At 44.9% G+C, this 13946-nt stretch carries 12 protein-coding genes; 2 read left to right on the top strand and 10 right to left on the bottom strand.

Features of this window, described 5'->3' with window-relative positions:
- Positions 1 to 350: 350 nt before the first annotated feature.
- Together AAEY80_RS07880 and ppk2 are read left to right on the top strand one after the other, a co-directional pair.
- Positions 351 to 1970: an acetyl-CoA C-acetyltransferase gene (locus AAEY80_RS07880; RefSeq protein WP_201566214.1), complete on the top strand. Its 1620-nt coding sequence runs from the start codon at positions 351 to 353 to the stop codon at positions 1968 to 1970.
- Between the two features lie 192 nt (positions 1971 to 2162).
- Positions 2163 to 3242, top strand: a complete 1080-nt coding sequence (gene ppk2, locus AAEY80_RS07875; protein WP_240990777.1) for a polyphosphate kinase 2 — start codon at positions 2163 to 2165, stop codon at positions 3240 to 3242.
- Positions 3243 to 3500: 258 nt separating this feature from the next.
- Here ppk2 and AAEY80_RS07870 read toward each other — a convergent pair whose 3' ends face one another.
- The 10 genes from AAEY80_RS07870 to rsmG all read right to left on the bottom strand — a co-directional run bounded on the left by AAEY80_RS07870 (position 3501) and on the right by rsmG (position 13841).
- Positions 3501 to 3848 (bottom strand): PilZ domain-containing protein, encoded by a 348-nt coding sequence (locus AAEY80_RS07870; RefSeq protein WP_201566215.1) that lies wholly within the window; start codon positions 3846 to 3848, stop codon positions 3501 to 3503.
- Between the two features lie 159 nt (positions 3849 to 4007).
- Positions 4008 to 5144, bottom strand: coding sequence for a DNA polymerase III delta subunit-related protein (locus AAEY80_RS07865; RefSeq protein WP_350588151.1), 1137 nt, complete (start codon positions 5142 to 5144; stop codon positions 4008 to 4010).
- Positions 5145 to 5310: 166 nt separating this feature from the next.
- Positions 5311 to 6126 carry a 3-deoxy-manno-octulosonate cytidylyltransferase gene (kdsB, locus tag AAEY80_RS07860; RefSeq protein ID WP_350588150.1) on the bottom strand — a complete coding sequence of 272 codons (816 nt, stop codon included), beginning with the start codon at positions 6124 to 6126 and terminating at the stop codon, positions 5311 to 5313.
- Positions 6127 to 6162: 36 nt separating this feature from the next.
- Entirely contained in the window at positions 6163 to 7353 is a 1191-nt protein-coding gene (gene lpxK, locus AAEY80_RS07855) for a tetraacyldisaccharide 4'-kinase (protein WP_201575782.1), read from the bottom strand.
- A gap of 79 nt (positions 7354 to 7432) precedes the next feature.
- On the bottom strand, positions 7433 to 9220 hold the full coding sequence (gene msbA, locus AAEY80_RS07850; RefSeq protein ID WP_101211435.1) for a lipid A export permease/ATP-binding protein MsbA: 1788 nt from the start codon (positions 9218 to 9220) through the stop codon (positions 7433 to 7435).
- A gap of 156 nt (positions 9221 to 9376) precedes the next feature.
- Positions 9377 to 9808, bottom strand: a complete 432-nt coding sequence (locus AAEY80_RS07845) for an ExbD/TolR family protein (RefSeq protein WP_025651795.1) — start codon at positions 9806 to 9808, stop codon at positions 9377 to 9379.
- Between the two features lie 81 nt (positions 9809 to 9889).
- Positions 9890 to 10630, bottom strand: coding sequence for a MotA/TolQ/ExbB proton channel family protein (locus tag AAEY80_RS07840; protein WP_173239498.1), 741 nt, complete (start codon positions 10628 to 10630; stop codon positions 9890 to 9892).
- Positions 10631 to 10721: 91 nt separating this feature from the next.
- Positions 10722 to 11867 carry a ParB/RepB/Spo0J family partition protein gene (locus AAEY80_RS07835; RefSeq protein WP_201575783.1) on the bottom strand — a complete coding sequence of 382 codons (1146 nt, stop codon included), beginning with the start codon at positions 11865 to 11867 and terminating at the stop codon, positions 10722 to 10724.
- A 262-nt stretch (positions 11868 to 12129) separates the two neighbouring features.
- On the bottom strand, positions 12130 to 12903 hold the full coding sequence (locus AAEY80_RS07830; RefSeq protein ID WP_037025999.1) for a ParA family protein: 774 nt from the start codon (positions 12901 to 12903) through the stop codon (positions 12130 to 12132).
- 260 nt (positions 12904 to 13163) lie between these two features.
- Positions 13164 to 13841, bottom strand: a complete 678-nt coding sequence (rsmG, locus tag AAEY80_RS07825) for a 16S rRNA (guanine(527)-N(7))-methyltransferase RsmG (protein ID WP_374190023.1) — start codon at positions 13839 to 13841, stop codon at positions 13164 to 13166.
- Positions 13842 to 13946: the final 105 nt, after the last annotated feature.

The following is a 13946-nucleotide window of genomic DNA, read 5'->3' as shown; positions in this document are numbered from 1 at the left end:
CGATAACAATATATTATCAAACGTGCCGTTATGCAATGCTAATAATCAATACTAGCCAGTCTACGAAAGTTATCATTCTAAGAAATATCATGGCTGCCTTTATAGCTATCAGTGGACTGAGAGATTACTGAGCTTAAATAAGAGTCACATAGTTTGCTAAAGACATACAGTAAGGCAGCAAAAACGCCTTATGATACACAGCTAGACGGTACAATAAATGATAATATCTGTTCACTGCATTAAATCACTGAGTCATACTGCTGAGCAACTTAAGCAATATATTTTGATTAGTCACCCTTTTTAAGGGCTATTTTCTTTTTTTCTTCTGCCAATATTTTAAGGATAATATTATGAGTAATAAAAATAATCACCCTGAGAGCCCTGTTGTTGAAAGCACAGTCGTAAAGTCTACTGATAGCAAAGCAAACAATGCTAAGTCTGAAAATACCAAGTCAGACAATGCTAAGTCAGCAGATAGCGCTAAAAAAGACACTGCCGCTAATAAAACCAGCAGCACCGATAATAAAGCAACTACGGCCAAAACATCTGCTGTAAAAGATACTGACACTAAAAACACGAACACCAAAAGCACTGCCAGCGCAAAAGAAACGGATGATAAAGTCGATACTGCAGCTGCTAAAAAGACCGCCACTACTGCGAAAAAGTCAAGCGCGAGCAAACTTGCTTCAGGTCAAAATCGCGTCGCAATCTTAGGGGGTAACCGTATCCCATTTGCCCGCTCAAACGGCTCATACGCAGACGTCAGCAACACAGATATGCTAACCGCTGCGTTGAACGGTCTGATTGAGCGCTTTAATCTACAAGACGAAAAAGTCGGTGAAGTCGTTGCTGGTGCCGTTATGAAGCTAAGCCGTGACATCAACCTAACTCGTGAAGCCACATTAAGCACCGCTCTAAACCCGCATACCCCTACTTATGACATCTCACAAGCTTGTGGGACTGGCTTGCAAGCGACGTTTGCTTCTGCCAACAAAATCGCCCTTGGCATTATCGATTCAGCCATCACTGGTGGTGTAGATACCACCTCTGACGCCCCTATCGCAGTTGGCGATGGCCTACGTAAAGTTCTTATCAAACTTGGTGCTGCTAAAGACAACAAACAACGTCTAAAAGCACTGATGGGTTTAAATCCAAAAGACTTACTTGATTCACCACAAAACGGTGAGCCACGTACTGGTCTATCTATGGGCGACCATCAGGCCATCACTGCGCTTGAGTGGAATATTAGCCGTGAAGCACAAGATGAGCTGGCCTTTAATAGCCATCAAAACCTAGCACGCGCTTATGACGAAGGTTTCTTTGATGACTTGATTACACCTTACAAAGGTCTGACTCGCGACAATAACTTGCGTCCAGACACTACTTTAGAGAAACTAGGTAAATTGAAGCCCGTATTTGGCAAAAAGAATGCCAATCCAACGATGACTGCCGCCAACTCTACGCCGCTAACTGATGGTGCTTCTTGTGTACTATTGGGTACGGATGAATGGGCAAAAGAGCACGGTCTTAAGCCATTGGCCTACATCGTCCATCAAGAGACCGCCGCTGTTGATTTCATCGGTAAGTCTGGCACGACAGAAGGTTTACTAATGGCACCTGCTTATGCCGTACCGCGTATGCTTGAGCGCGCTGGTCTGACACTACAGGATTTTGACTTTTATGAGATTCATGAAGCCTTTGCTTCACAAGTGCTATCAACGCTAGCGGCTTGGGAAGATGAGAAATTCTGTGAAGAGCGTCTAGGTCTTGACGCCCCACTAGGCTCTATCGATCGTAGCAAGCTCAACGTCAATGGTTCATCATTGGCAGCAGGTCATCCATTTGCTGCGACTGGTGGTCGTATCTTAGCCACTGCTGCTAAATTATTGGATCAAAAAGGCTCAGGTCGTGCCCTTATCTCTATCTGTGCCGCTGGCGGTCAAGGCGTTACTTGTATCTTAGAGAAGTAATCTTAAAAACAGCAAGAATAACCATGCGGAATAAATGCGTTGGTTGACCTGTTTAACCAACACACTAGTTTCAACTAAAAATGCCCTTTAATTAATTAAAGGGCATTTTTTTGTTGGCTGTATTTGTTATTATTAAGGAACCTCTAACAACAAGGGTTTGCAAAACCACTTAGCCGATCAAAGGTAACGTTTATGGGTATGACAAAGTATTTGTTAAAAAAGCTTAAGCAAGCCATTTTTAGCCCTGAGGAGTTTGATGTGACGAAAACATTCTCAACGATTGACCCCCAACCTTTAAGAACGGAAGAACGCGGTGATCAGAACCAGCTAGAACAAACCACTATTATTGAACGTATCGACAAAGAAGTCTTTGACGATACGTTGCGTCGTAGAATGCATGAAGACTTAATTGATACCTATGATGAAGAGCTTGAGAACGAAATCGATGACTATATGCGCGATTTTCGTTTTGATGGCCGTGAGATGAGCGCACAAGAAAAGCTCGATCGGCGTACTTATTTCCAAGAGTTGGTGCGCTTGCAACGTGAGCTTATCAAGCTACAAGATTGGGTAGTGGCTCGCGGTGAGCGTATTGTGGTGATATTTGAGGGTCGTGATTCGGCGGGCAAAGGCGGTGCCATTAAGCGTATCACCCAACGCTTAAACCCGCGCGTTTGTAGAGTCGCTGCCCTACCTGCACCAACGGAACGTGAGCAATCACAATGGTATTTTCAACGTTACGTGGCGCACTTACCTGCCGCTGGTGAAATTGTCCTATTTGATCGTAGTTGGTATAACCGCGTCGGCGTCGAGCACGTTATGGGTTTTTGTACGGATGCGCAGTATGAGGAGTTTTTTCAGTCGGTGCCCGAGTTTGAGCGTATGCTAGTGCGCTCCGGCATTCGCTTGGTCAAATACTGGTTTTCGATTACTGATGATGAGCAACATTCGCGCTTTATGAGCCGCATTCATGACCCGCTTAAGCAGTGGAAACTCTCACCGATGGACCTGCAATCACGGCGGCGTTGGGAGGATTATACCAAGGCCAAAGAAACCATGTTCGAGCGTACTCATATTCCTGAAGCACCTTGGTGGGTGGTCGAAGGCAATAACAAGAAACGGGCGAGATTAAATTGTATTGCTCATCTGCTTGAGCAAATTCCTTATAAAGAAGTGCCACGCGATGAAGTAGAATTGCCCGAACGCAAGCGTGATGATGAATACTATCGTGAGCCAATTCCAGACGATATGTATGTACCACCGCGTTATTAACATATCTTTTTTCTTTACTTAGTCTTACTTAATCCAGCCTTATTTTACTTAAAAAAATGCCGCCTTATATATAAGGCGGCGTTTTTTATCCCACTATTTATTTTGAAACTCATTATTATTTCAACAGATAAGCGTATGGATAGATATAGTCAAGGAATTTTAGAATCGCTACAAGGCGACCGACCGCAGATAGTACACTGAGTACATCTAGGGCGGGTAACACCGTAGCGGTTTAAAAGTGCTCTGACTATATACATGCTACATAGTATAAGTAGACTGTAAACTGTCAATCTTACCAGCCAATAAACGCTCGACTTCGTTTTTAATTCTTTGGCCTGCGATATCAGTGCCAATCTGCACGGCAAAACCGGCTGGACGACCGCTTTGGGCTTTAGAATTAATCCATACCACCTTACCATTCATCGGTAAACGCTCGCTAGAGTTGGGTAAAGTCACCGCAATAAACACCTCATCGCCCAGCTTTTGCACGCGGTCAGAGGGAATAAATAATGCCCCATTATTGACAAAGGATAAATAGCTGGCGTACAACGTTTCGATATCTTCCATATGGCAGGTTAGAATCCCGCCACGCCCTGGCATTGCCATAGTCCGCTTCCTTTATAAATGAGGTTTGAGATATTTTTATGAGTAATAAATAATACATAATAAATAATAAAGAGACCAGTACATTAACAAACCACCAAATGATCATTAAGCATCTTAATCTTCTTAGTCATGCTCTACTTACTTTCTATGGTGGATTGACTATAGATAGGCCAACTCTTGCATTAGCTTATCATAGGCGAATTTTTCTTGCACATTTTGTTGTAGCGCAATTTTAGTCTGTTGTAGGCTAGTCGCAAAGCCCTCTAAACCACTGTCAGTAGGTTGATAAGTGTCTAATGCTACTGAGAGACTGATGTCTTTTTGCAGCTCGCTCAATCCTAAGCAGACACGGCGCATATCAAGCAGCATCAGCTCAGACAGCTGGATAAACTCTGCGATACTCAGCTGGGTTTGCCAATAATCGCTGGCTGCCACGCTACTTCGTTTGCCACTACGTAACGCTTGCCATGTTGTCAGCCATAACGCGCGCTTACTGTACCAAGGTGCTTGCGCCAACGCTATTGCTGCTAAAGGCGCACCGTTTGCCAATTGGATAAGCTGCTCAATCGCCGACGTAGCGACCGCTTCACGATTAACTGTAGACCCAAGCGCTTGTGTGACATAGTCAACAGCGCTAGCAGGCTCAATAGTTTGCAGAGCTAGCTGCTGAACCCGACTTTTGATAGTGGGTAATAGCTGCGCTGGCGTATCACTGATTAAGAATAAATGGACTTGCGCTTGTGGCTCTTCCAACGTCTTAAGTAGCGCATTGGCAGCAGCAACGGTCATTTGCTCGGCATGATCTAACACGCAGATGCGCATCCCCTGCCCGCCTTGATAAATAAAAGGCTGCAACGCACGAATATCATCAACTTTTATTTTAAGAGCACTGTTGCTGGCGGCTTTGGCAGATTTTTTGTCTTTAGCGTTACTATTGGCAGTTTCTCTATTGCTTATATTTTCTGCACTGACTGGCATACTGACGAGAGGAAGCACTTGTAGGCTTGGATGGGTACCGGATCTGAGCCACTGACAGCTCTCGCATTCTGCGCAAGCGCCAGATGGATGAGTATCGCGCTTGCGGCACAATAACCAAGCGACTAAGCGCCATACAAACGCGCGCTTACCCATGCCTTGCATCCCTGCTGCGAGCAGGGCATGAGGCAAAGACTGCTGCGACGTTGATACCCGATTGGTCAACTGCGACCACAGACTTTGCTGCCACGGCAGTAACGGTGCAAAATAAATGCCATCTGAGGTATCTAATGCACCTGTATTTTCTGTGAGGTCACTCATAAATTTTGCTCGATAGCGATGCTTGATGACTGTGTTTCACGATCATATTCCACGGCCGTATTTAACAACTGCGTTTGATGAATTGGTAAATAGCGCGATTAGTAGATAGTGCGATTGCTAGGCGTCACAATAATATTGCTTGGCAAAAATCATATTTTTACTTAGGCTATTTAGCCATAGGATTCTGAAAATCTGCCAAACTCATGCTATTTAAACGGTCTAAATCTTCTTGCGTATCGACACCTGCTGGTAGCTGGCAAGCGGCGGTGGCAATAGCAATGTGACCACCATTCTCTAAAACGCGTAATTGCTCTAAGCTTTCAAGTATTTCAAGCGGTGTTTGCGGCCAATGCACAAACTGCTGCAATAGGCTGACGCGATAAGCATATAACCCTAAATGACGATAAGCATTTTTGGGCGGCTGTTTCTGGCTTTCATTAGCCAATAAGACATCGCGATCGCAAGGAATCGGTGCTCGACTAAAATATAGCGCTCGCTGCAAATCATTAGCATGCTGACTGACAACCTTTACCACTGATGGACGCATAAAAGTCTCGTGGTCATCAATAGGCTCACATAAAGTAGCCATCACGCTGTCATTGTCTGCTACCAACAGCGCCTTCACCTGCTCTAATAATAGCGGCGGTACCAACGGTTCATCACCTTGCATATTGACCACAATATCATGCTCAGCCCAGCCTTTAATCGCAGCAACTTCTGCCAAACGGTCAGTCCCCGAAGCATGCTCTGCGCTGGTCATCACCACATCAAAACCTGCATCTATACATACTTTGGCAATACGCTCATCATCGGTCGCAATACACATATCATCAGCGAAGTGTGCTGCCTGTGCCTTTTCAGCGACCCAAAGAATCATCGGCTTGCCATGAATGTTTAATAATGGCTTGCCGGGTAATCGCGTACTCTTAAAACGAGCAGGAACGACAATATGCGTTTTGGCGGGCGTAATGGTGGGCGACATGGTTTATTCCTACAAAAATCATTTGAATTTTAGGCTTTACGGCTTTTCACTATTACAGATATCAATATTTAAAACTTTTAATTGCTGCTGTAAATTATCATAACAACTATCCGACAATACTGCGGTCACCGGCAATACCCAAAGTCTACTTATGAGGACTTTATACTCAGCACTTAGTGGTTGTTGAGCAGTTAGTTGCAATAGTAAGGCTCTTAGTTTTACCGCATCTTTAGTGGTTACCACGATGGGATATTCGCGATATTGCAGCAGCTCAGCCATACTAAACTCATAATGGTCAGGATAAGGGTGACCAATGACCTCAAAACCAAGCGCGTGTAAAGTATCAAAAAACCGCTGCGGATAGCCAATACCGCTTACAGCGTGGACTTTGCTGCCCTTTTCAGGTGCTTTGTTATTTACTTCAAAATCTGTTAATTGAAAATCACCAACTTGCGAATCAGAGGGTCGCAAATCAGTTATTTGTAAACTCGTCATTTTAGCGTCAGCCAATACCGGTTGCCACAATAGTTGCATGTCGTCCGCTTGCAGGTGCATGGACAGACGCTCGGCTTGTGACTGTTGGATATTTTTAGTATCAGAAGCTGAACTGGTCTTTGGCTCTTCATGGTAAATAACAGTGGCGCCTTGCAAGCGCGACATCGGCTCACGTAAAAACCCGGTCGGCAATAACTGCTCATTGCCAAAGCCCCGTGCTGCATCGACCACAATCCATTCAATATCACGTTGCAACGCATAATGCTGCAAACCATCGTCGGCGATGATTAATTGTAGGTCTGGATGAGCAGCCAATAAAGTAGTAATCGCTTGCTTACGATTCGGGCAGACCGCCATTGGTACACCCGTCATATTGACAATTAAACAAGGCTCATCCCCTACCACACTGGGTAGACTGGCGGCATCGACCAAGGCTGGCATCTGACTGCTATCGCCACCGTAACCACGACTGATTACCCCTACTTTAATACCTTGCGCTTGGAGATAGTCGACCAGAGCAATAATTAATGGCGTTTTGCCGCTACCGCCCACGCTGATATTACCAATCACCATCACAGGAACGGGGGCGCGGTAACTGGCTAGTAATCCAAACTTATAAGCTTGACGGCGCAGCATGGTAATGAGCCCATACAACCAGCTAATCGGCAATAATAGCCATAACCAAGCGGCTTGACGTTGCCATGCACGCGTCACTGTCGTCTCAATGCTCATTGGTATTGGTCACTTTTCCATTATCTTAATGCTCGCTCAGCAGCCCGTCGTTCAAATCTTAGCAAAACCCTTCACACTCTTACTCAAAATCGCGCTCATACATTTGTGCGTAATGACCTTGCAATCTTATCAATTCGTCGTGTGTCCCTAACTCAACGATCTGACCGCCATCCATCACTGCAATACGATCAGCCGATTCAATGGTGGTTAATCGATGGGCAATAACTAGCGTGGTACGATCTTTCATCACGTTATCAAGCGCTTGCTGAATGTAATACTCAGATTCGTTATCCAAAGCGCTGGTTGCTTCATCCAATATTAAAATCGGCGCGTCTTTTAATAGCGCACGGGCAATCGATAAACGTTGACGTTGACCGCCAGATAACTGCAGACCTTCAGCACCAATCTCACTTTGATAACCATTTGGCATCTTCACAATAAAGTCATGGGCAAAGGCATCTTTTGCGGCCCGCTCAACTTGAGCTTGGGTTTTATTGGCCAAGCCACCATAGGCAATATTATTAAATACTGTGGTATTAAATAGCACCACTTGCTGATTGACCATAGCAATCTGGGCGCGCAAGCTCTCTAAGGTAATATCTTCTATCGGCATACCATCTAAGGTAATTTGCCCAGAAGAAGTCGATAAGGTACGCGTTAGTAAGTTCACTAAGGACGACTTACCCGCGCCACTTCGTCCTACAAGTGCAACCGTTTCACCTGCTCGGATATCCAACGTAAAGTCACGTAGGGCCACCGTCGAGTCAGGATAAACCAAGCTGACATTATCTAAGCGAATCTCACCAGATAGTGCTGGGTTTAACACGCCAGTATCTTCTTCTTCTGGCTCATCCAGTAAAGCAAAGATAGACACCCCTGCTGCGATACCCTTTTGCAATTTCTGATTGACATCAGTTAGTGAACGTACCGGCTTACTCAATAGCCCTGCTGCCGCAATATAAGAAATGAACTCACCAGCTGAAATATTATCTATCACTGCAGGACGCAGCGCGAGCCACACCACGACCGACATGGCCATCGCCATCAGTAACTGTACCGCTGGTGTGTTAATACTGTTAGTGATGACAACTTTCATGCCTTGGCGTAAGTTCTTTTTTGAAGTCAGATCAAACCGCTTGGATTCGTACGCTTGTCCACCGTAGTTTTTGACCACTTGATAGCCACCGATGACTTCATTGGTGATATGACTGACATCACCCATCGTCTGTTGAATACCTTTAGAAAGCTTAAGGTAACGCTTGGAGGCGATACGAATCAGCCATAATATCGGCGGCAAAACGACAAACAGAATCAAGGTTAAACGCCAATTACTGTATAGCAAAAAGCCAATCAATCCTATGACCGTCAAACCATCGCGCAATACCGTTTTCATCGAATCAGTGCTGGCAGCGGTGACCTGCTCAACATCAAAGATGAGCTTTGACGAGATGGTGCCAGCTGGGTTGGCCAGATAAAACGAGCTTGGCAAGCGCAGTAGTTTATTAAAGACTTCCACTCGCAGCTCATATACCAAATTACGAGAGACCAAAGCAGAGTAATAATTACCTAAAAAGCTACCAATACCGCGCACAAAGAATAGCCCGACAATCAAAAGCGGAAATAAATCTTGCTTGCTTTGATCGTTTTGGTTGATGGCATCAGTGATATATTGCAGTAACTTGGCAATCCAAATCTCTGTCGCGGCGTTAATCGAAAAACCCAAAACTGTTAGTAACAGTGCCCACCAATAGGGTTTTAGATAACTGAGTAGACGCAATAATGTTTTGCGCTTAGGCGTGTTGGCTGGCGACACTAATGTGCTCTTAGTAGAAGTTTTTGTAGAGTCAGGTTGATAAGCTTGGCTCATAAAAGCCTCAATTTGGGTGTTGTGACATGAATGGACTGTGCTGATGGCACAATTTTATAGGATTTTGATGTTATACAACAGCGGTGCAAAGCTGACATTTTTTAAATCGTACAATTAGAAATTATGGTGCAAAAACAAAGGCTATTGTGGTAAAAGTTATTGTGGCAAAGGCTGACCGAGTGGTACGACGGTACTAATATTTAGGTTTAAAAAACCCAGCTTACCGGCAATATCCATGACCCGCACCACTGATTGATGGGTAGCATTGGCATCCGCTGCAATAACAAATAGCATGTCACGATTACTGCCCGCCTCTTGCTGTAACATACTGGTCAACTCAGCCTCATTGCTGCTGGCAAGAGTAATACCATTAACCAAATAACTGCCATCCTCTTGTACCGCCACCTCGATACTGTTTTTCTCTTCTGTCAGTGCCACACCTTCTGCTTCGGGCAGAATGATATTTAAGCGACTAAAATGATTAAACGACGTCGCCAGTAGCAAGAACACAATTAAGAATAATAAGCAGTCAATCATTGGCGTTAGATTAATTTCGAGCGGCTCAACCGTTGGTTTTCTAAAGCGCATATCACTCTCTTTAATTGACTTAATACTTATTTTCTTAATGAACGACTGTTCATATTATTGCGAATACGACTCATACCATTGTTAATACGATGACGTTGCTGCCGTACTATTATCTAAACTTAGCGCATCCACTACATGCTTATTGTCTTCATTTTCGGCAGGTGATGCACCCTGTATTGGCTTCTTCAAATGAGTATTATGAGTATTTTCAAGCAATTGATAATCATACAACTCTTGAATCATCAGACCTGCTTGGGTCTCAAACTGGGCGTTGATATCAATGATACGACGCTGAAAATAACGATAGGCAACCAACGCTGGTATAGCTACAATCATGCCCGCTGCTGTAGTGATTAGTGCTTGGGACACGCCAGCGGCGAGCATCGTTGGGTCTTGCATCGCGCCATCAGTAATCGCTAAGAACGATGAGATAATCCCCAATACCGTCCCCAATAATCCGAGTAGCGGCGCAATCGCTCCTATGGTACCGAGCATATTGATGTTCTTTTCTAACTGATGTACCTGCACACTGGCACGATTCTGCATATGCATGGTCATCGAGTCCAAACCATACTGACGATAGAGCAAACCAGTGGCTAAAATATCACCCAAGGGTGTCTTTTCTTTAACATTCATCAACTGGGTACGGCCAATATCGCCGTTTTCGCGTAGGCGGGTGATTAGCTGTTCGCGCAATCTGCCCGGTACAATTTTATTAAACTGTAAGGTATGGCTACGCTCGATGATGATGACTAATGCCAGTATTGAACACACTACAATCGGCGTCATTAACCAACCGCCCGCCTTTACCAACTCCCACATACTGACTCTCTTCTATATACTTATAAAATGGTTGTTACAAGGATAGCTCTATATCTAAGCATTTAAGCCGTAGTCGCACTTATGCAGCGTCTTAAGCTTGCGCTTCTATATGCTTTATCAAGGCGGCTAACTGATCTTGGCTATGGAAGAATATCTCGACACTTCCTTGCCCATCTTTCTTATGTTTCAATTTGACTTCAGCACCTAGCATGTCGGTCAAACGCTGTGTCAAACGCTCTGCATCACGAGAGTGAGATTGCTCGGTACGACTGACTTTAGGTGCAGGCTGTAAGATCGATTTGACCAGTTTTTCAGCGTCGCGTACGGTCATGCCGCCATCGATAATTTTTTGCGCGATAATCGGCTGTTGTTCTGAGGATAATGCTAAAAGCGTGCGCGCATGCCCCATATCTAAGGCACTGTTAGCCAAATGATCTTTTACCGTATCGTGTAGCTGATTCAGGCGCAGCAGGTTCGATACCGTCGTGCGGGCTTTGCCAACGACTTCGGCAATCATCGCATGACTCATGCCAAATTCTGTATGAAAGCGCTGTAGTGCAGCGGCTTGCTCAATCACTGATAAATCTTCACGTTGGATATTTTCAATCAATGCCAGCGCAATGGCCAGCTCATCTGATAGGGCACGCTCAATGGCAGGAATGACAGACTTGCCCGCCATTTTTGCTGCACGCCAGCGCCGCTCACCTGCGATGATTTCGTGGGTGACGAATGCCTCGCTTTTGTCTTCGTTGGCTAATAGTGGACGGATAACAATGGGCTGCATCACGCCATGCTGCTCGATAGAAGAGGCCAATTCCATTAGGGCAGTCTCGCTCATATCACGGCGCGGTTGATATTTACCCGCTTGTAGACGTGTCACATCGATTTGCACCAAGCTGATTTGGTCTTCTGCTCCATTATTGTCTGTACCAACGGCACGAGACTTATTGGCAGGTATTTTGCTTGCCGTACGCGGCGAGCGGGCGGTACGACTACCATCAGTCGCGACAGACGCTGTAGTTTTTGCAGCCGGTTTTTCACTGGCTTTGGCGCGAGCAGTTTTGGCAGGCGCACTGGCTTCTTCGCTATCAGCTTCTAGCGCTTCAGCTGGCACAGTGTTGTCACGCGCAGCCATATCATCTTGCAAGGCAGAGGCGGTAATTTGCTTTTCTTTTTTGATTGACCCTAACAAGGCATCCAAGCCTCGATTAGCAGCCAATCCTCTTTTCTTCGCCATGATTACCTATCCTCTAACGCTAAAATAAAAGCCAAATAATTGTTACTGCGGCTTACTCATTGCTACAGCCTGCCCACTATAAATCACTACAGACTCAACCCCGCTGACCATACTAATGTATCGCTAGCACTCAGTTGTCTTGTATTGATATTATTTTGGACTGACGATAATAAATACGATGTTTAATACTATTTTCTGTTTGGTCATTTTCCATTATGACTAGTTTTTGGTGCTTATACACACAAAACTATTGGCTTTTTTATTACTGTTTCATCACTTCAGCAGCCAATTTTTGATAAGCACGCGCCCCTTTTGACCAGCGCTCGTACGCGATAACTGGCAAGCCATGTGCGGGTGCTTCTGCCAAGCGGATGTTTCTTGGAATATGTGTCTTGTACATGATATCGCCAAAGTGCGCTTCTAATTCAGCAGAGACATCGCGAGCCAATGTATTGCGCGCATCGAATAACGTTCTGACGACGCCGCGAATATATAGCTTCGGATTGAGCTCTGTTAGACGTTCAATCGTTTGCGACAAGTCCGCTAAGCCTTCTAATGCATAATACTCACACTGCATAGGAATAATAACCCCGTCGGTGGCGACCAAGGCATTAATCGTCAGCAAGTTTAAGCTTGGGGCGCAATCTATAATCACATAATCATAAGCAGGTTTGTTAGCCGCGATCTGATCATTGACCAACGCTGCCATCGCTGTCTTAAACAGCTCATGACTGTTGGTTTTACTCATTAAGGTGATATCCATACCAGCCAAATCACGATTGGCCCCGATCACATCGAACCCTGCTGGGCTGTTAACAATAGCATCAGATAGCGAGACACCATCCAGCAACACATCGGCTATCGTCAGCGCTAAGTCGTTTTTGTCCACACCAGTACCACTGGTCGCATTGCCTTGTGGGTCTAGGTCAATCAGCAGTACGTGCTTGCGCTTAGCAGCCAAGCTGGCGGTCAAATTTACTGCCGTTGTGGTTTTACCCACGCCGCCTTTTTGATTCGCAATTGCTATGATTTCCATACACTCACTCAATTTAATTAGGGTCTTTACTGTATTTTACCGACTGTCTGTACTATGTATCTGTGACTGCCTACTTTTAATAATTGCCTGTTATTAATAGTCATTTTAGCAATCGCAATCTTTGGCGTTCAGCTTCTTATCACTATAATACACATGATACTTATAATATAAATGGCTCGCTTTGCATAAGGCTTTTTTAGATATTATGCTATTTAAATATCAAGGTAAACGATGTTTCACGACTACAAGGTGCTCATAGCTTAGACATTTTTAGCAGACAATTCAATTAAATGACGACTGTCATGCAGACGTGGCACGTTAAGCTTAATGGTCTTAATATGCCAGTCGTTATCTAGCGCTTGTAACTCTTCATCACTTGGCGCTTTACCCTTCATCGCACATAAATAACCATTATCCGCCAGTCTTGGCTGCGCGGCCTCAACAAAATCGATTAGACTGGCAAAGGCTCTAGAGGTGACCACGTCATAGCTGGCCTCATGCGCTTCAATACGAGAGGCGATAGGCTGCATATTGCTCAAGCCCAGCTCGCTACTGATTTGCTTAATAAAACGAATCTTTTTTTGATTGCTATCAAGCGCCGTACACTGCCGCTCAGGCTGACAAATCGCAATTATTACGGCGGGCAAGCCAGCCCCTGTACCGATATCTAGCAGTGACCCCGACGGCAAATGCGTTATAATAGCCAAGCAATCAATCACATGCTTAATCAGCGCCTCTTCTGGATCGGTGATAGCGGTCAGATTATACGCTTTATTCCACAATAAAAGCTGGTCTAAGTACAATAATAACGTGCGCTGCTGCGTCTCACTTAACGGTAGACTTAGCTCATTAATCGCTTGTGCCAAGGTATTAGCTAGCGCTGGCAATTGCGCGCCAAGCTTTACAAAGCCAGTCGGGTCGATATGGATATTACCCATGTTGGCAGGCGATGAAGTTTTTTTAGCGGAAGCTGACATACAACGAGTTATCCAGTTTTGACATGTGAACCGTCTATTTTATCATGCAGTCTGCCTATTGAATAG

The sequence above is a fragment of the Psychrobacter sp. 78a-MNA-CIBAN-0178 genome (genome assembly GCF_040309625.1).
In the GTDB taxonomy this organism is placed as follows: Bacteria; Pseudomonadota; Gammaproteobacteria; order Pseudomonadales; family Moraxellaceae; genus Psychrobacter; species Psychrobacter okhotskensis.
The sequence above is the reverse complement of the archived record's forward strand: the minus strand, read 5'-3'. Positions and strand labels throughout refer to the sequence as shown.

Coding starts and splice junctions, on each gene's coding strand:
- ppk2 (WP_240990777.1), top strand. CDS start 2,163: ATGGGTATGACAAAGTATTTGTTAAAAAAGCTTAAGCAAGCCATTTTT.
- AAEY80_RS07865 (WP_350588151.1), bottom strand. CDS start 5,144: ATGAGTGACCTCACAGAAAATACAGGTGCATTAGATACCTCAGATGGC.
- AAEY80_RS07870 (WP_201566215.1), bottom strand. CDS start 3,848: ATGGCAATGCCAGGGCGTGGCGGGATTCTAACCTGCCATATGGAAGAT.
- lpxK (WP_201575782.1), bottom strand. CDS start 7,353: ATGAGCATTGAGACGACAGTGACGCGTGCATGGCAACGTCAAGCCGCT.
- AAEY80_RS07880 (WP_201566214.1), top strand. CDS start 351: ATGAGTAATAAAAATAATCACCCTGAGAGCCCTGTTGTTGAAAGCACA.
- AAEY80_RS07845 (WP_025651795.1), bottom strand. CDS start 9,808: ATGCGCTTTAGAAAACCAACGGTTGAGCCGCTCGAAATTAATCTAACG.
- msbA (WP_101211435.1), bottom strand. CDS start 9,220: ATGAGCCAAGCTTATCAACCTGACTCTACAAAAACTTCTACTAAGAGC.
- rsmG (WP_374190023.1), bottom strand. CDS start 13,841: ATGGGTAATATCCATATCGACCCGACTGGCTTTGTAAAGCTTGGCGCG.
- AAEY80_RS07835 (WP_201575783.1), bottom strand. CDS start 11,867: ATGGCGAAGAAAAGAGGATTGGCTGCTAATCGAGGCTTGGATGCCTTG.
- AAEY80_RS07830 (WP_037025999.1), bottom strand. CDS start 12,903: ATGGAAATCATAGCAATTGCGAATCAAAAAGGCGGCGTGGGTAAAACC.
- AAEY80_RS07840 (WP_173239498.1), bottom strand. CDS start 10,630: ATGTGGGAGTTGGTAAAGGCGGGCGGTTGGTTAATGACGCCGATTGTA.
- kdsB (WP_350588150.1), bottom strand. CDS start 6,126: ATGTCGCCCACCATTACGCCCGCCAAAACGCATATTGTCGTTCCTGCT.